This window comes from uncultured Imperialibacter sp. (assembly GCF_963974565.1).
GTDB lineage: Bacteria > Bacteroidota > Bacteroidia > Cytophagales > Cyclobacteriaceae > Imperialibacter > Imperialibacter roseus.
Map to the genome: position 1 here is coordinate 463,753 of NZ_CAXBCJ010000002.1, position 18,604 is coordinate 482,356.

8 protein-coding genes are annotated in these 18,604 nt (G+C 46.7%); 2 read left to right on the top strand and 6 right to left on the bottom strand.

Features of this window, described 5'->3' with window-relative positions:
* The first annotated feature begins 23 nt into the window (after positions 1-23).
* Complete coding sequence (locus tag AAC052_RS04720) at positions 24-3,764, top strand: PAS domain S-box protein (RefSeq protein WP_339811359.1); 3,741 nt, start codon at positions 24-26, stop codon at positions 3,762-3,764.
* Positions 3,765-3,902: 138 nt separating this feature from the next.
* Here the strand turns inward: AAC052_RS04720 and AAC052_RS04725 are convergent, their stop codons facing one another.
* Together AAC052_RS04725 and AAC052_RS04730 are read right to left on the bottom strand one after the other, a co-directional pair.
* Positions 3,903-4,520, bottom strand: coding sequence for an MCP four helix bundle domain-containing protein (locus AAC052_RS04725; RefSeq protein WP_317491997.1), 618 nt, complete (start codon positions 4,518-4,520; stop codon positions 3,903-3,905).
* A gap of 192 nt (positions 4,521-4,712) precedes the next feature.
* Positions 4,713-6,068, bottom strand: a complete 1,356-nt coding sequence (locus AAC052_RS04730) for an NAD-dependent succinate-semialdehyde dehydrogenase (protein ID WP_339811361.1) — start codon at positions 6,066-6,068, stop codon at positions 4,713-4,715.
* Positions 6,069-6,306: 238 nt separating this feature from the next.
* Between AAC052_RS04730 and AAC052_RS04735 the strand changes: the two genes are divergently transcribed.
* Complete coding sequence (locus AAC052_RS04735) at positions 6,307-7,644, top strand: aspartate aminotransferase family protein (RefSeq protein WP_339811363.1); 1,338 nt, start codon at positions 6,307-6,309, stop codon at positions 7,642-7,644.
* Positions 7,645-7,862: 218 nt separating this feature from the next.
* On the opposite strand, the gene AAC052_RS04740 is transcribed toward AAC052_RS04735, so the two are convergent.
* The 4 genes from AAC052_RS04740 to AAC052_RS04755 form a co-directional block, all read right to left on the bottom strand.
* Positions 7,863-8,915 carry a glycoside hydrolase family 43 protein gene (locus tag AAC052_RS04740; protein ID WP_339811364.1) on the bottom strand — a complete coding sequence of 351 codons (1,053 nt, stop codon included), beginning with the start codon at positions 8,913-8,915 and terminating at the stop codon, positions 7,863-7,865.
* Between the two features lie 231 nt (positions 8,916-9,146).
* On the bottom strand, positions 9,147-15,647 hold the full coding sequence (locus AAC052_RS04745) for an MBG domain-containing protein (protein WP_339811366.1): 6,501 nt from the start codon (positions 15,645-15,647) through the stop codon (positions 9,147-9,149).
* A gap of 104 nt (positions 15,648-15,751) precedes the next feature.
* A complete protein-coding gene (locus AAC052_RS04750) occupies positions 15,752-16,450 on the bottom strand; it encodes a LytTR family transcriptional regulator DNA-binding domain-containing protein (protein WP_317492002.1) in 699 nt (232 codons plus the stop codon).
* On the bottom strand, positions 16,447-18,336 hold the full coding sequence (locus AAC052_RS04755; RefSeq protein ID WP_339811371.1) for a histidine kinase dimerization/phosphoacceptor domain -containing protein: 1,890 nt from the start codon (positions 18,334-18,336) through the stop codon (positions 16,447-16,449). Before AAC052_RS04755 ends, AAC052_RS04750 begins: the two co-directional genes overlap by 4 nt.
* Positions 18,337-18,604 lie beyond the last annotated feature (268 nt).

The window sequence follows — 18,604 nt, forward strand, 5'->3', positions numbered from 1 at the left end:
GAATCAGATCCGCAGGGTACGGTATGCAACACAAACCTTTAAAAGTACTTATTGTCGAGGATTTCAGCAGCGATGCGGAGCTAGTCAAACTGAGCCTCACGAATTTCGACTTCCAGTGCCACTTTGAGGTCTGCGCCTCAAAAAGGCAGTATTCGAAATTGATTGTGGATTTCAAGCCAGACATAGTTTTATCCGATTTTAATCTACCCGGATTTAATGGATTGACTGCACTTTCTCAATTACGGGAACATGATGAATTGACTCCATTTATCTTTGTAACAGGCACCCTCACTGAAGACAACGCTGTGGAAGCCATGCGCCAGGGGGTAACTGATTTTATTCTCAAAAAAGATCTTGGCCATTTGCCCGCCGCTGTGCTTCGGGCGATGCGTGAAAAAAAACACAAGATGGACAAGCAGGAAGTGTTGAACCGCCTGGAAGCAAGTGAAAAGCGTTTTGCAGCACTTGTTCAGGAAGGATCCGACCTCATAGGTGTACTCGATATCGAAGCCAACTACCTGTTTGTCAGCAAGTCGTCCGAAAGAGTTTTGGGGATAAAACCAGATGTCTTTATTGGAAAAAGTGCATTTGATTTTATCCACCCCGACGACGAAGCCTGGGTTCGCCAAAAATTCAGCACGCTAACAGCAAATAAACGGGTGCTGATTGGGCCTTTTCGTTTCAAAAATAGCAAGGGTGATTGGCGGTGGATCGAAACTATCGCCACCAACACCTTAGAAGATACAGCAATCAAGGGCATCATCGTGAACTCCAGGGATATCACAGATAAGATTCACCGGGAAGAAGCGCTTAAGCTAAGCAATGAAAGGTACCGCCTGGCATCGCTGGCCACCAAGGACATCATTTACGATTGGGAGCTGGATAGTAACCACGTCACCAGAATGGGGGACGGCATCAACAGGTTGTTTGGCTATACACAAAACGACCTGCAATCCGACGCCAGGTTTTGGGAGCAGCACGTGCACCCCGACGATAAAGATCTAGCATATAAAAAGCTGCAAACTGCCCTTGGCACACCTTCAGAGCGCTATTGTGAACATGAATATCGCTTTCAGAAAGCCGATGGAAGCTTCGCATGGGTGTACGACAAAGGTTATATTATCAGGGATAAGACTGGCAAGGCGATCCGGCTGGTCGGCGCCCTCAGGGATGTGACGGAGCAAAAAAACCAGTTGGCCCAACAGGAGCTTGTTGCTTTCCTACGAAGAGAAATTGGCACCCCAGGCCCGTTTAAGCAAGCGGCCATCAATCTGCTTAAGCTTATTACCGACTACGCTGGCGTAGAGGTCGGCGAATTATGGTTGACCGCAGTCGATGACACACAGCTAAATCTGGTGGCTCACTTTGGACGATCAAAGAAATCCGAAGCGCTGTACCCAATAGCTCATCAAAATCACTTTTTTGAACGGGGAAAGGGCCTTCCCGGCAAAGTATGGGTCGGTAAAAAAATTGTAGTTTGGCGAAACCTGGACTCGAACACTGATTTTCAACGACGAAAAGAAGCAACAGAAGCCGGGCTATCTATTGCCTACGGAGCACCTATTCTTTACGGTCAAAAAGTAATTGGCGTTTTTGTATTTTTCGATCAGCGTGAGCATCATAGTTTTACAGATCTGTCCAATGTGCTATCGGCCATTGGAACACAACTGGGCCCCGATATTCAAAGAAAGAAGTTGGAAGAAGAACTCAATAGCTTTTTTGATCTGTCGACCGACATTTTGGCAATAGCAGGGACAGATGGTTTCTACAAAAAAGTAAACCCGGCATTTTCCAGAATACTTGGCTACTCTCAGGAAGAAATTTTGAAGATACCTTATCTGAAATTTATTCATCCTGAAGACAGAAAAAAAACCGTTTCTGAATTGACAACCCTTGAATCGGGCATGTCAACTCACAATTTTGAAATCAGGTATACCACTAAAGACAATAAAGAAATTTGGCTTTCGTGGTCGTCAACTCCCCTTCCTGAGCAAAATCTTATGTACGCAGTGGGCAAGGACGTTACTGAAAAAAAGAAGACCGAAAAGGCCTTGCAAGAATCTCTTGGTCAACTCAAGACAGCGCCACAAATTGCTAAACTCGGCTACTGGACACATGACTTCAAAACTAATGAGCCAAAGTGGGCAGAGGAAATGTTTATGATCTGGGAGCAGAATCCTGCAAAATGGAAGCCCACATTCGAGAACCTGAAAAAGACCGTACATCGTGAGGACCAAAAGAAGCTACTTGGGCTTAATTTGACAAAACTGGAAGGTCTTCAAAGAAATAGCAAAGAGTACCGGATTGAAACCCCCTCGGGGGAAATAAAATGGATTTCCGAAATCATTACTGTTTATAACGACGAAAACGGGCAGCCGGAAAGAATGGATGGTGTGGCCCAGGATATTACCGAAAGAAAGAAATTAGAGCTTCTATATCGGGAAATTGGGCAGCTGGCAAAAGTAGGTGCCTGGGAACTTGATTTAGTGAAACAAAATCTCTTTTGGTCGTCGATCACGAAAGAAATTCATGAAGTGGCCTACGATTTTACACCCGAGCTGGATAGGGCCATCGATTTTTACAAGGCCGGAAAAAGCAGGGATACTATTACCAGACAAGTAAATATGGCCATAGAGAGCGGAATGGCTTTTGATGTTGAACTCCAGATTGTCACTGCCAAAGGCAATGAGAGGTGGATCAGAACAACAGGAAAACCCGAATTTATCAACAACAAGTGTGTGAGACTTGTAGGAAGCTTTCAGGACATCCACGCCCGAAAAGTAGCTGAAGAAGAACGTAAGGAAATATTGGAGAGTATCACGGATGGTTTTTTTGCTGTTGACAAAACATGGAAGGTTATCTTCTGGAATACGGCAGCTTCCCAAATGCTTGGTGTATCAAAGGCAGAAGAAATTGTGGGCCAGGAATTGTGGGCCGAGGTGCCCATTCTGAAGAAGTCGAAATTTTACCCACAGGCACACCATGCGCTTGAAAGACAGCAGCCTTTTGTTGCTGTAGAAGAGTTTAAGGTACGAAAACGCTGGTTCGAAATTTCACTTTTCCCCAAATCCGGCGGATTGTCAGTCTATTTCAAAGACATAACTAAAGAAACTGAACAGCAGCAGCAAATCCTTGAAATCAAGAACAATCTGGACGCCACCATCAACAGTACCAATGACCTGATCTTTTCTATAGATCGTAATATGCGCCTCATATCGGCCAACAGAGCATTTCGTGATCGCCTAAGAACAGACCTGAACGTAGAACTGAAAGAAGGGCAGCCAATTGAGGCACCAGATGCAGGAGGAGAAACAAGCAATAAGTGGGCGGCGCACCTGACCAGGGCATTGACAGGAGAGCAATTCAGCATCACTGAAGAGGATGTTTTGGGTGATAGAACCATGTATTCGCTCGTTTCTTTCAACCCCTTTATGGAGGATGGCGCATGCGTTGGAGCTGCTTGTTTCATCAAAGACATCACGGAAAGGACGCTTCAATTGAAAGCCATTGAAGAACAAAATAAAAGATTGAGCGAGATCGCCTGGATGCAGTCGCACGTTGTACGTGCACCCGTAGCACGAATCATGGGGTTGATTGAATTGATCTCATCGGCCCATTCCAAGGAGGAAGACAAAGCTCAGTTGCTCGAGTATGTAGATTTGTCGGCAAAGCAGCTCGACGGAATCATCAGAGACATCACCGCCAAAACAGCGAAAATTGATCCGTTAAACCACAGTGATCGAAATCGCTCTGAGCAAAGTTGATTGATTTGACAAAACGTGGTACTCGGAAACGTACGGATCGTAGAAAAACACGGCCTTCTCACGGGGCGGCCCATCCAACCTCCTTTCGATATCTTATAAATATCGAGTCTCCACGCCCACCTGCTGAAGATTTTAGGGCTACTCCGAAGGCTTAAAGAAGATGAAGATTTGGATAATGAGCCCGATCACAATAAGCGCTCCTATTTCAAGCTTTGCTATGAGGTTGCTATTTTCGATCGCCCGGTTTGAGTAGTGTATTTGCCTTTTCCCCTCTGCCAACTGCACCTCTGATAAAACGTCGAGGTTGCTGCTGATTCTGGTAAAATAGGTCTCCGCTTTCTCAATGGCAGCCACCTGATCTGAAGAAGAGTTGCTGTACAATTGCTTTTCAAGCTGAAAGAGCTTGTCCAGATTATTCTCAAGCGACTCAAAATACTGTGCCTCCTTTGGAGTAAGCTCTGTAGCGGCATATTTCGCCACCAGGGTCTGAATGGAGTCATTGGCTTTTTGATTCGCTTTGGCCATTTGCTCGTGGTCGCTGGTGTATAGCAGCTTGTTCTTGAGATGTATTTGACGGGAAATTTTGTAGATATAGTCTTTGGCAACAAGGCGATCGTCCAAAACAGTCTCCAGCGACTGCTGTACAATGTCGAAATGATTATTGTCCATGATGTTCGTGGCCAGCACGAGCAAAAACACGACCAGCGAAGCCGCAGCAATCTTGATCTTTTGAAAATGGGTCAGTTTACGCATCATATTGGGTCAGTTTCTCACATTCACTACGGGAACTTCCACCGGGGGTTAACATTGTTTGACGAGCTCCAAAGTTTATCCTTTGAATGGTGTTGCAGGGCTATCTTTCCTGCTTTGTTCAACTAAATATAGATAGAAAACCTTCCGGGCCAGGCGGCACGTCTATATTCGCTAAGTAGAATCGCCAACCAACTCCTACTTTACATACACGGTCTTCACGTTTACAAACTCCATCATGCCGTTTTTGGCCAACTCACGGCCATAGCCAGAACTTTTAGTTCCGCCGAAGGGCAATCGTGGATCCGACTTCACCAACTCGTTGACAAAATAAGCACCGTCGCTGATGTCGGCTGCAAAGCTTAGCGCTTTCTCAATATTCGTCGTGCATACCGTGGTTCCCAATCCAAATTTCGATTGTTCAGCCAAAGCCAGGGCATGCTTTTCATCTTTGGCTTTGATCATTGGCGCCAGCGGTCCAAATGTTTCCTCGTCAAAGGCAGGCATGCCCGGAGTAACATTCGTTAAAATGGTAGGCTCGTGAAAGCATTCGTTTTGCTTTCCGCCGAGCAAGAGCTTCGCCCCAGCTTTGATCGACTCCTGCACCTGCCGCTGAAGCTGATCTGCCAAATCCCTTCGAGCCAGCGTGCCTATCTGAGTGGCGTCATCCATGGTGTCTCCAGCCTTCAGCTTTCCAACTGCCTCAACATACTTTGTCACAAACTCATCGAAAACACCTTCGACGATGATAAAGCGCTTAGCCGCAATGCAGCTCTGCCCGCAATTCATCATTCTTGCCGTGAGCGCTGTCTGAATAGTTTTTTCCATATCGGCATCCTCCAGTACGATAAATCCGTTGCTCCCTCCCAGCTCAAGCACAGCCTTCTTCAAGTACTTTCCAGCTGTTTGAGCCACCGATTTACCTGCTCCCTCGCTGCCGGTGAGCGTTACTGCCTTTACAGTATCATGAGCGATAACGTCCTCAATTTTGGTGTGGTGAATAATAAGGTTTTGGAATACTCCTTCAGGAAAACCTGCTTTTTGAAACACGCCAGCTATCTGCTCTGCGCAGCCAAAGACATTGGGGGCATGTTTGAGCAAGGCAACGTTGCCGGCAGTAAGAGAAGGTGCAGCGAACCGGAAGACCTGCCAGAAAGGGAAATTCCAGGGCATGATGGCCAGAATGCTTCCCATGGGGTCATGCCGCACGAAGCTTTTTTGCGCTTCCGTCTTTATCACTTCATCAGCCAGGAAATCAGCGGCATTTTCAGCGTAGTAATCGCATACCCAGGCACACTTGTTCACTTCTCCTCTTGACTCAGAAATTGGCTTACCCATCTCCTGAGTAATCATTTTGGCATACTCCTCCACATTATCACGAAGTACAGCGCCTGCTTTTGCCATCAAACGGGCTCGCTCAGCCACGGGTACCTTTCGCCAACTTTGGAAAGCCTTTTGGGCTTTTTCAATCTTCAAGTCGACTTCCGCCGACGTTTGCTCTTTATAAATTCCTATAACCTGTCCGTTATATGGATTAATGCTCTTGAATTCCATTCATCTCAATTTAATGACTAATGTAGTCAGTAACTACCGACTCTCTGTAATTGATTCTACGATACAACAACAATGCATTTTCAGCATTCACTAATAACATTTCCGCCCTCTGCAAATGATGATATTTGCTGGTTTAATCCATCATTATCGTCCTTGCACTTAAAAATACAAATCGATGATCTTGAAAGCTTCTGATGATTGAATAATTTGTCGTTTGATATCAAAACCGAAGCAGACCATGTTCCTACAACCAGACACCGGCAACCACCCTCTAAGCTTTACAAAGACAGAAGAATTGCTTGCCCGTAGAAAAAAAGTGGTGGCCAACGGCGTAAGCATTTTTGTGCCTTCCTCGGCCATGGAGGCGCATGGAGCCACCATCGTTGATGCCAATGGAAACGAGTTGATCGATTTTGCCGGAGGAATTGGCGTAACCAACGCTGGCCATTGCCCACAGCCAGTGGTGAAGGCAATTCAGCAACAGGCGGAAAAGCTGATCCATGCCTGCTTTAATATTTCCACCTACGAGCCCTACCTTGAATTAAGCGAAAAACTGGCCTCGCTTTTCCCCCACGGCGACAGCACGAAAGTGATGCTGACGAACACGGGGGCCGAGTCGGTTGAAAATGCTATTAAAATTGCTCGCCAGGCAACCAAACGGCCTGCTGTGCTGTGTTTCAGCGAAGCATTTCATGGTCGCACAATGATGGCCATGACGCTCACTTCGAAAATTGGCTACAAAACTGACTGCGGCCCCTTTGCACCCGAAGTGTACCGCCTGCCATTCCCAAATTTTTACCACGATGGGCGTGGACTCCAGGAAGATGATTTTGCGGAACAGGAACTTCAAAAGCTTTATGATTCCACCCATACGCTTGTTGATCCTGAAAGTGTGGCCGCTATTATTATCGAGCTGGTACAGGGCGAAGGTGGCTTTAATATAGCCCCGAAAACCTATGTAGAGGGCTTACGTGCATTCTGCGATGAATATGGCATCATGCTGATATTCGACGAAGTGCAGAGTGGTTTTGGGAGAACCGGAAAATGGGGCGCTTACGAGCACTACGGCGTTACGCCGGACATTTCAACGTGGGCAAAGTCAATGGGGTCAGGCATGCCCATCGGCGCTGTCATTGGCCGGCAAGAAGTGATGGACGCAGCCGCCGTTGGAACAATCGGAGGCACGTATTTGGGCAACCCCGTTTGCTGCGCCGCCGCTATTGCTACCATCAAGTACATGGAAGAAATCAATTTGAACCAGAAAGCCGAGGAAGTGGCTAAAATTGTGAATGATCGCTTTCTGAAGCTAAAAGCAAAGTGCCCGGCTATCGGAGACGTGAGAGGACTTGGTGCCATGCAGGCCATTGAATTTGTGGAAAACGGCGACCCCAATCGGCCGGATGCTGCTACCGCTGCAGACCTCACCAGGGCATGTCTGAAAAGGGGCCTCATTCTATTGACGGCTGGCACAAACAAAAATGTAGTGCGTGTACTCAGCCCGCTTGTTATTTCCCATGAGCAGCTGAATCAGGGGCTGGACATTATCGAAGAAGAACTACTAAAATTAACCAATTAAATATGACGCCATTCCCAATAGCAGGCATACAAATGGTTGTTTGAGCAAGCTGTTGTAACCCTCAAAGCGCCGAATTGGAGGTGCATTGGCCAGGTGTGTGCAAAAAGCAGTCTTTCGACGACTTCAGGGAAGAACGTGTAGAGCCTTTTTCATTTCAAGGGGGTTAGTAAAGGAAGTAGAATAGGGATAAGGATAGGGAATACTTGCCGAATACCGCACTATCTCTGAGCTTGTTGGCCTGGCGTTAATTGGTTGGTGAAATACTCAATATTGACCTCTACCTCGTTCTCAACTGGCACCCCAAAATCAGGCTTTCCTTCCTTCCAGGAAAAAGGTTGAATCCTCACCTGCCGACTAGCCCAGCCGCCTCCTTTCACCGGCATGGCATGATACACAATATAATCCTGTCCGCCGGAAATAATAAAAGAAGCATGGCCTGGACTGATCACTTGCTCTGTTCCGGAAAACACCGGCCTTTCGCTCTTCTCCCACAAGTCAGGGAGCATAGGATCGCCTCCTTTCAGTTCAAGCAAACCCAAACAATAATCGTTGGACCAGCTGCCGCTGGCAGAATAGACAATAAACGTGCGACCACCCTTCTGCAAAACTTCGGGGCCTTCGTTGATGGCAGGCAAGTTGTCGCTTGAGCCTCTCTTTTCCCATTCAAACTCCGGGCTGGATATTTTCACCCTTTCCGAACTTATCTGCGTCGGGCCGCTCATCTCAGCTATGAAGAGGTGCTGAGCCTCGTTCACTTCAGCTTCCCAGCCTGACCAAACAAAGTACATTTTACCATTAAGTGTAAACACAGTGCCATCAATGGCCCACCTGTCCGTATCATCACTTACCTTGCCGGCATAAGAGAAGCCGGAATGTGGCATATCGGAGGAAGATGACAATACATGCATTCTGTGATTTTTGTTCTCGCCATCGTCAGCCGCAAAGTAGACATACCACTTACTGTCGATCTTGTGTAGCTCTGGTGCCCATACTTCCCGGGAATATGAGCCAGTATCGGGTGCTTGCCAAACCACGTGTTCTTCGGCGCCATTCAAGTTGGAGAACTTCTGAACCGATTTCACATAAATGCCTCCTCCTTTGGCATAGCAATAGTGAAACGTGCTGCCCTGCCGGATGATCCATGGATCAGCTCCGGAGTCGACAATGGGGTTGGTTATAATTTCGCTAAGCGAGGTAGTTTTTTGTGTCTTCTTTTGGTTACAACCATAAAAAAGCAACATGAAAAAGAAGGCATAGGGAATTCTGATCATTGGCACGAGTAGTTACTTCCTGAATGAAAGTAACCACTTAATCCGATACTTTTACCGCAGGCACCGAAACATTCAGTCATTTGAGATTGCCTGCATCTAACAGGCTACCTTTTTCCCATGAGGGCCCACCCAACCTTTGACGCCTTCTGGTGAGAATAAAATAAGAAACCCCGGCTCCTTAGAGACCGGGGTTAATCTGCGTTGAGTCAATTGTTGTGGTATGCCTCTGCTTTAAAGTTTAATGAGCTTCAATACTTGCCCATCGCTCTTTAGTAAATAAATTCCAGGTTTCAATCCCGAAAAATCGAGTCTTTCTCCCACCCTGTCTACCGACTGCAACCTGCCTTCCATGTCATATATAGCCATGTTTTTGTTAGCCAGATTCTTAATGGTCAGGTAATCAGCTACTGGGTTCGGATAGACACTCAGCAATGCTTCAGCCTCGACACCCAGAGGGCTCGATTCTGTCAGGGTAAAAATAGCTACCTGCTCACCTGCATAATTTATTTCATCAATCGTTACTTTCGCCTCATAAGTCCCTGCGACGATGGGGGCATCTGCTAATCCATCATAAGTGATTGTGAAGTTCAGGTTGGACGGTGTTGTGGTCACCACTGGTTCTTTGGCTGATCCATCTGCCTCCTGCTCTAAATTTGTTATCGTAATACCTGCCTGAGCCTTGTCGATGACAAGTAGCCCGTCTTGATAGTTAAAAACATAATTGTCTGATACTGCACCATCAGCGAATATGCCGTAACTACCCGCATCACTATCTTGAGTTGCTTCTGTACTCACGGCGGGAGCTGTGGTCAATGCAGACTCATCTTCACCTGTCGTAAAGCCAGTAATGGTATAAGTCAGCTCCGGCATTGGATGACCATAGACAATCCGCTTATCTTCCGCCAATACGTCAAGAGTCTTGGGAAGCACCTCGAAAGTCTGGCTTACCGAAGCCGCAGCCTCGTAAGAATCGTCTCCCTCCTGGCTTGCTTCGATGGCAACGGTTCCTATCCCGGTAAACTTCACTTCTCCATCTGATATTACTGCTCCTCCGCTGACCACCTCATAGTTGACAGTAAGACCACTGGACGAGGTAGCTGATAGCTGGATTGTATTTCCGTAGGTCTGATCTTCGATGGAAGCAAAAGTGATGGTTTGAGGCACTTTGACGCTCTCCTCATTCACTAAAAAGCTTTGACTAACAGGCTCGGCAGCATTGAAATTGCCATTACCAGGCTGTGAAGCTGTTACGGTAAAGGTTCCTGCTGAACGGAAGGTTAGCACGTTGTCATTGATGGCACCATCGCCGTTTTCCAGTGCATAAACAACAGGCAGCCCTGAAGAAGCCGTTGCCCGCAGTGAAAGAGTTCCGACTGAAAAATGCTGATCATCAATTTCATCGAAGGTGATGACCTGGCTCGCCTGACTGACAGAAAGGGTTTGCTCAACATCAGCCGCAGGATGATAATTGCCATTTCCAGATTGAGACGCAGTGATAGTAACGCTACCCACTCCCACTATCGTCACACTGCTCCCCGAGACAGTGGCTACCGACTCGTCTGAGCTACTGTAGCTAACACCCAATCCCGACGTGGCAACGGCTGCCAGGTCAAAATCAGCATCTCCATAGGTTTTCTCCTCTAATGCTTCGAAAGTGATCGATTGGCTCGCCTGACTGACAGTAAGGGTTTGCTCAACATCAGCCGCAGGATGATAATTGCCATTTCCAGATTGAGAGGCAGTGATAGTAACGCTACCCACTCTCACTATCGTCACACTGCTCCCCGAGATAGTAGCCACCGACTCGTCTGAGCTACTGTAGCTAACACCCAATCCCGACGTGGCAATGGCTGCCAGGTCAAAATCAGCGTCTCCATAGGTTTTCTCCTCTAATGCTTCGAAAGTGATCGATTGAGTTATTTTGGAGCTCGGAACCGTGAAATCTATCGAGACAACATCGTTTTGCAAGTTCTCATCATCATCAGCTGCCAGCAACACCAATTGATAGGAAGATTCCTCTGCCAGGCTGATAGCAACAGTAAGATCGTTAGCTCCGGCTGTTAAACTTTTACTTCCCTGATCTGCTACATTGGCCACTGAACCTGTAGATAGTTCACCAGTGGATGGCAGCGGGTCACTCGCACCGATCACGGCATAAAATAAAGAACCAGACTCGTCAACATCTACCTGCAGATCGAAGCCTTCAGCAGAAATGTTAGTAATCTGGGGAGTAGACCCAAATGAAGGAGCTGTGAGGTCTACCGTTGAGAACGTCGCTGAAAATGTACTTTCACTGATGTTAGGGATTTCATTTTCATCTTCGGCTACAAAATAAATTTCATACTCCTGATCGGCCAACAGTCCGGTAACCTCAAATTGATAGGCCTGATCCGCTATGGTAACATCTACTGATCCTGAGTGTATTGAGGCCGCCCCAGCTTCTGTTTGGCCGTTCGATACCTGAGTGGGTGATGGTGATGTTGCAATGTCAGTGTCGACTACCCAATAGAATGAACCTGGCTCGTCCAATGAAAAACTAAAGGTTGCACTGGTCTCATCAACACTTTCCAATGTAAGAGTCTGAGGAGAAATATCGGGTGCCTTCAGGTCGCTAGTGGTTGCATTTAGGTTCACAGGAGCGCCACTCTCGTTACCAAAGTCATCTTCAGCCACTACATAAAAATCGTATCCCACCTGAGAGGTCAGCCCGGAAAGTGCCAAGCCAGCCGCTTGATTTTTATCCACCCTTACCGAGTTAGCACTGATCGCCGTTGCACCACTGCTGTTTTGGCCATTCTGTACCTGTGCAAACGACGGAGCACTCTCTCCGGCAAGTTGGGCAATGGCATAGACAGTTCCCGCCTCATTTATCTTCACATCAATTTCTACGTCAGTCTCATCAACTGTAGCAATGGATGGATAACCCGCACCGAATTCAGGCGCTATATCATCAATGGTCGTAAAATCCAATTTGGTGGCAGCAGTCTGCAAGTTCTCAGCCACATCTTCAGCCACCAGCCACACATCATATGCCGTTGCCTCGCTTAGCCCGGTCAGGACAAAGCTAGCATCGCTAGCAGACACAGAACCCTCGTCGACGGCCCCATAATTGCTCCCGGCCTTCAAATTGGCAGGGAATTTTGTAGCACCGCTACTTGCGAATACAGCGTAGTACACTGTTCCGTCCCCCTCATTAAGGTCAATTTCCACCTCGGCAGACAGGGAGTTTATGGTACCCATTACGGGGTAGCCGGGCTCCCATTCAGGTTTTGAATAATCACCAGTCTCAACTGATAACTGATAGACAACAGTGCTCAATGCATAACTTTCATCAGAAATGGTCAAAAAAATCTCATAGGAGGTTACTTCTTCCAGCTCCAAGATCTGGGCCAAATTATATTCATTGTTGGCTGCCAAAGAATAGGCCGATCCGCTTTTGAATGCTGGTGCACCCGAGGCATCCTGGCCGTTTTCGATTTGTGCCGGTGTGGGTTCGTCTGCACCTTCAGCAGTAACCACATAGTATACATTTCCATTCTGAGTCAACTCCAACAAAAGGCGATATGCACCATTCAGATAGTATTCAAATTGCGGGTACCCTTCGGTAAAAGCAATGGTCACACCCTCAGAAACGGTCAACGTGCGGGTCACGTCAGGTGCGGACTCATAAGTTCCGTTACCGGGTTGCGAGGCAACGATATCTGCCGTGCCCACTCCAACAATTGCAACGATGTTGTCATCAATAGTAGCTACGGCAGTATTAGAGCTTTCATACTCAACATCCAAACCTGAGCTTGCTGTAGCATCCAGTTCAAACGAAGGATCAACAGTCGTCTTTTCAGGTATGGGGTCAAATGATATGGTTTGCGAAAGCTTATTGATGGTCAGTGTCTGATTCACCGGGTCCGCAGCGTTGTAATTGTCATTGCCCAATTGTGTAGCGGTAATGGTGGCTGTTCCTGCTCCAACTATTTCAATAAGGCTGCCCAAGACCCTTGCCACCCCTTCATCATCACTTTCCAAAGAGGGGGTCAGGCCTGAAGAAATATCCAGGAAGTCACTCCATAGAAAATCATCATCGGTAACCAACTTATCCGGAAATTCATCAAGGGTGAGGTGCTGGTTTGTTTTCAGAATTGTAAGCGTCTGACTGACCGGGTCGGCGGTATTCCAATTATCATCTCCCGTCAAGGTAGCAGTGATCTCCACAGCACCTGGCTTTTTGACTACAACAGCCCCCAGGGATGAAACCGAAACGTAAGCATTATCTACCTCAGTCCACGAAATATTCCTTCCACTTTTGGTAGAGGCCAGATCATCTAAATCGAAGTTTTCCGCATTCCAAAACACATCATCCAATTCCCCAAACGTAATCTCGTCGTCGCCTTTATTGATGGAAAAAGTCTGCTGAACAGGATTTGCTTCATTCCATTCGAAATTACCAGCTTGTGTCGCCGTGACGGTTGCTGTACCCGCATAAAGTGGCGTAATCATTCCATTATTGATGTCGAGTATATCGAATGGCTCGATATCATAGGCAACATCCAGACCAGACGAAGCCATTGCCCCAAGCGCTATTGGGTCATCCCCCATTTGGATATCAGCTGGTTGATCAAATGCGATCGTTTGGTCTTTCGTTACAGTGACTTGTTTTGATATCGCAGAGGTCTGATCTCCGGTACATGGATTGACAATCTTCACAGAAATACTTCCACTTGCAGCTCCTTCATTGATCCTTGTCTTGATAAGCGTACCCTGGTAGTCAATGATGTCCCAGCCTTCCGGCACTTCCCACTGAAAGAAGGAAAGCAGTTCCTGATCGCTTGTTTTACGGGTATTTGTTTCTGGGTTCACAATCAAGAATGATGAAATCTCACCCTCTCCCACTACATCATTACCGTCATTGATTGCAACGGTGGCCAGGTAGGTATCCAAGGCTTCCATATCATAGCAATTACAAGGTTGGAGAGCCAGCTGATAACCAGGGTACGACCGGTTCTCAGCTGCATCCTCTGCATAACCGCCGAACAATTGCAAGCCAGCATGAATGGACGTTGTGATATCTATATAATCGTTTGCGTTTCCTGAAGAACTGCTGCTAAACTCCTCCCAGTCACCAGGAAATACTCCACAGCTACCGATGTAGAACTTCTGGTCAATCCCGTATTCCACCACCTCAGCAATGGTCTTGTCCCAGGTAAACCGAAAAACGGGAGCAGCGCCGTTCATGCCAACTATTTCCGGCTGTGGCAAACCCGGAGCAGGCACCCTGAAAGTAACCTGTATCTCGTCAGTAAATGAGCACCCATTGGCATTAGTAACGGTAACAGAAATGTTTTTCACCTCACGATACCCTGAGACATCGATAGACTTCACCCCTGTTTGCCCCGTGCTCCATTCTATAGTTTCCCAGTTGGCCTCATTGGCCGGGCTTGAGCCTATTGATAGCGTGACAGTCTCCAGCTCCGTGTTAATGTCAGCACCAAGATTAATACCAACAGGGCCATTGCACAGGGTGAATAGCTTGATCTGACTGCCTGGAGAGGTCGCAAAAATGAAATTGCCATCCGAATCGGCGAGGGCTTTGTCAAGTGTTTCACCACCGGTTGAGCTGTGGTACCATTTATCTGAAACACCATAAAAATCAAATTCTAAGGCACCAAAATACCGGGTATTGTTTTCAACCACAGACCCAAGCACGTAGCCCTCAGGCGTAATAAGATTTCCAATAGTTTGCGGATCGTCCAACTCGTATTCAAGGGTATAAGAACCGCCGGCAAAATCATACTCCCTCCTTACGGCATTTCCATAAAAATCACCTGTCACCACCACATTGCCACTGGATCTTGAAAAGTCGCCAACGAAGCCTGGCTCTCCGGTAAATACAGCTTTTGTTACATTACTTGAAGACCTTTCATAAAGATCAACTGTTCCATTTCCCAATTCGAGCTTAAAATAGCGATAGCTACTGATCTGCTTATAAGCAATGTTGTCAATGGATTCAGTTACTACGATAGACCCTGCTTCTGAAAAAGAATCGGAAACCCCGAAATTGTAGGGTATAGACAATGCCGCTATCTCAGAGGTTCCTTTTTGAAACTGAACGGTAACTGTGCTTCCTGTATCAATGGCAAATGCTACATCATCCTCATCGCTCTCATAATTTTTTGCATACTCATACACAAGGCCATCCGACAACCTGTACAGCCCTAGCAGCAATCCTTTGCCTGGGTTCTGGTTTTTACTGGCAGTAAAATAAACCCTATTCTGGCTTTCATAGAAGGCCACTTTCTGGGGTACGTATCCCAATGAACCAACACTTTCGTAGCTATTGACAACAGTACCTGAGGGTGAATATTTTCTCAGCAAAAAGCCATTTGGGTTGGTATTACCAGCGTTCTCAGGGTCAATACTAAAAAGTACATAGATGTTTCCATTATCATCAACATCGACGTCGACCCCATAGTCATTCGTTTCGGAATCATACCCGTAGGATTTTGACCACTGGAACACACCACTCTTGCTGTATTTGAGTACCAGACCATCGTAAACCGGCCCGCCGGACTGCCTCTGGTTGGCAAGAATGATCACATTATCATCAGCATCATGAATCATCTTTACGATCTCCACCGTTCCGGTAGCAGAAAATGTCGTTTCCCAGCTCTCTACAAAGTTTTGGGCCCAAAGAAGGTGCGTGAAAAATAAAAGTGCAGCAGAAAGAAAAAATTTCATAAGTCGTTTTTTGTCTATGAAATTGACCGCTGACTACTTCAAATGATAGTGAGATTTAGTGAAGGAAAGGAAATTTTTAGTCGATGGCGGGATTTTTAAAGGCGTCAGAGCAGGGAAAGCGACTCCATGAACTGCTTTCTGTACGACTTGCCAATCATGACCTGATGGCCTTTCAGGTACACATAGTTCTCAGAGATGCTGTCCACCGCATCAAAATTGATCAGGTAAGAACGGTGTATCCTCAGGAAGCCCAAAGGTTCTAGTTTTTCCGAAATACTTTTCAGCGTGTGGCTGATCATGTATTTCTCTTTTTCCGTGTACAACGTTGAATAATTATCGTACGCTTCCACGTACACAATGTCCGAAGTGGAGACGGAAACGATCTCCTGATCCTTTTTGACAAAAAACTTCTCGTTTGCAGGCGACTTGCTCCTGGTCGGCTTTCTGCCACGGGCTATGGCGATCTCCAGATTCACGATAAGGTCTCTCTCATTAAAAGGCTTTACGATATAACCCGACGGATTCACCAATTTGGCCCGATCAAGCGTCTTTTGATCATAAAAAGAGGTGAGAAAAATGATCGGCATGGATAGCTGCGCAGCAAGGGCAATTCCATCAACAGGCCCTTCTATCTGAATATCCAAAAGAGCAACATCGGGATGGCAAGTCTTGCAAACTTCCAACGCATCGCTTGCCTCGTCTACAATGCCGACAACCTCATAGCCGTTGGCTTCGAGGGTCTCAGCAATATCATCAGCAATAAGCGGCTCATCTTCAACTACCAATACAGAGGCTTTTTTCATACCACCAATTTATAACGTGACAAGTACAAGTTCACCTCGGTTCCACCATCATTCCGGATATCTATCTCAGCTTTGACTTTACGACTGAGCGACCGAATCATCTTCCATCCAAAAGAATTAGACTGCTCCAGAGTGGCTGCGTCCATTCCTTTGCCATTGTCCTTAACCGTTACGTTCAGTTTCTCATCTGCTTCCCACATTTTTATGCTTATTCGTCCGCCCGGCTTGTCAAATGCATACTTAAGGCTGTTCGAAATCAGCTCATTAAGAATCAGCCCCAGGGGGATCACCGAATCAATATCGAGCTTCAGCTCGTTAGTTTCTATCTCCACATCTACTTCATTTTTCCCAAAAGCCGTGAGAAGTTCTCCTGTCAGGTTTTCAAGATACGTGTCAATGCTAACTCCCCGTATGTCCTCCGCACTGTATAATTTTTGATGAATCAATGCCATAGACCTGACCCTGTTTTGGCCTTCCATCACCGCATCCACAGCCGCTTCGTCTTTCAAGCTACCAGCCTGAAGTTTGAGCAAACTAGAAATCACCTGCAGGTTGTTCTTTACTCTATGATGAATCTCTTTGAGTAGGATTTCTCTCTCATCCAGCGCTTCCGATATTTGGAGGTTCTTCTGCTTCAATACTTTGGAAGTCCTTTGTTTTTCTCTGTACCGGTGCCCGGCAAACCCTGCCAGAATAAGAAAAATGACGGCCACCAAAATCAATATATTTCGCTGGTTAATCGACTTCGCCAGCACCAGGTCGGTGGTCTTTTTTTCCAGCTCAAGCCCCGTAATTTTGAGTTCCTGCTGTTCGGACTGATACTTTCGCTCAAGCTCAGTTATCTGCTGCTGAACAGATTGAGATAAGTATTTGTCCTTGACTTGCACAAAAGCCTCTAAAAGTGCCAGCGCCTCGGCATGACTACCGCTGGCCTTTTTCAACTCATACGACAGCTGGTAGTACGCCATTTGCTTTTCCAAAAAGGCTTCGGACTGCATGTAGACACTCATTTTGTCCAGGTACGATTGCGCCAATTCATAATTATCCTGGTCCCGATACAGCCTGGCCAGGTTATAGTACAATTCCATTCTGAATTCCGAATCACCGGGATATCCAACAAATTTTTCTGCCGCCTTGAAAGCCCTTAGAGCTGCATCGGCATTGCCCACACCCTTTTGAGACAGGGCTATATTTAACCATGCACCGGCTATTTCGCTGGTATCCTGCAGGATGAGTGCAATTTTTAACGTTTCCTGTGAATACAAGAGCGCCGTATCAAAGCTTTCTGTGGAAACGTACAAGCTCGACAAATTGAAGTAGGCGTTCAAAATGCCCACTGTATCTTTCAATTGCTTTTTAATCGCCAGCGATCTAGCGTACGCACTGGCGGCCTGTTCATATTTGCCCGACCTTTTGTAAACCTGTCCAAGATTATTCAGGCTGTAGGATAAATATTTCTTTTCGTCCAGGCTTTCAAAGATCGGGCGAGCTATCTCGTAATAGAAGGCAGCTGAGTCAAGGAAGCCTCTGTAAAACAAATTCACGCCAATATTCAAGTAGGACTTCCCCATCCCCAGGCTGTCGTCGTTGGCAAGACTTACGTTGAGCGATTTACGATAATAGACTAGAGCCGAATCAAATTCATTCAAAAACCCATAGGCCAGCCCCTGCTTGATGAGAGCCTCCCTGGTAGCTTTTGGGTCGTTAACTTCCTGGGCAATCGCCAATAGTTTGGAGGCATAGGTAAAAGCCGAATCCGCCCTCACGCCCAACCATTTTTGAAATTTCGCTTCGTATGCCGTAGCGTCGGTCTGGCCTTTTGCGCAGAAATGAAAGAAGAAGAAGATAATAGCCGCTGCGAGGCTCCAAACTTTGCTCTTGACCATGAATCATTTCCAGTGTATCGCTAAGATAACCGTCATGAGCTATTAACCGAAGAAATGTCTTCAATATACAGGTCATCTTATGGTCGGCGGTTGCAGCGGGCTTCCTATGGCGATGAAACGCCAACTAAGGCTTTGCGGCGGGGAAACGGTGGGCTAATGCTATCATAAACTCAGGTAGACACATCGTCACTCAGCGTTATTTGCCTGTGATTTTCAGAACTTTATACGATTCCTTTCCGCCAGGTGGTGGATGCGAAGCGGCTGTTTT

What these genes read in the sequence shown, in the direction of transcription:
- AAC052_RS04720 (WP_339811359.1), top strand. Translation starts at nt 24, where the DNA reads ATGCAACACAAACCTTTAAAAGTACTTATTGTCGAGGATTTCAGCAGC.
- AAC052_RS04725 (WP_317491997.1), bottom strand. Translation starts at nt 4,520, where the DNA reads ATGATGCGTAAACTGACCCATTTTCAAAAGATCAAGATTGCTGCGGCT.
- AAC052_RS04730 (WP_339811361.1), bottom strand. Translation starts at nt 6,068, where the DNA reads ATGGAATTCAAGAGCATTAATCCATATAACGGACAGGTTATAGGAATT.
- AAC052_RS04735 (WP_339811363.1), top strand. Translation starts at nt 6,307, where the DNA reads ATGTTCCTACAACCAGACACCGGCAACCACCCTCTAAGCTTTACAAAG.
- AAC052_RS04740 (WP_339811364.1), bottom strand. Translation starts at nt 8,915, where the DNA reads ATGATCAGAATTCCCTATGCCTTCTTTTTCATGTTGCTTTTTTATGGT.
- AAC052_RS04745 (WP_339811366.1), bottom strand. Translation starts at nt 15,647, where the DNA reads ATGAAATTTTTTCTTTCTGCTGCACTTTTATTTTTCACGCACCTTCTT.
- AAC052_RS04750 (WP_317492002.1), bottom strand. Translation starts at nt 16,450, where the DNA reads ATGAAAAAAGCCTCTGTATTGGTAGTTGAAGATGAGCCGCTTATTGCT.
- AAC052_RS04755 (WP_339811371.1), bottom strand. Translation starts at nt 18,336, where the DNA reads ATGGTCAAGAGCAAAGTTTGGAGCCTCGCAGCGGCTATTATCTTCTTC.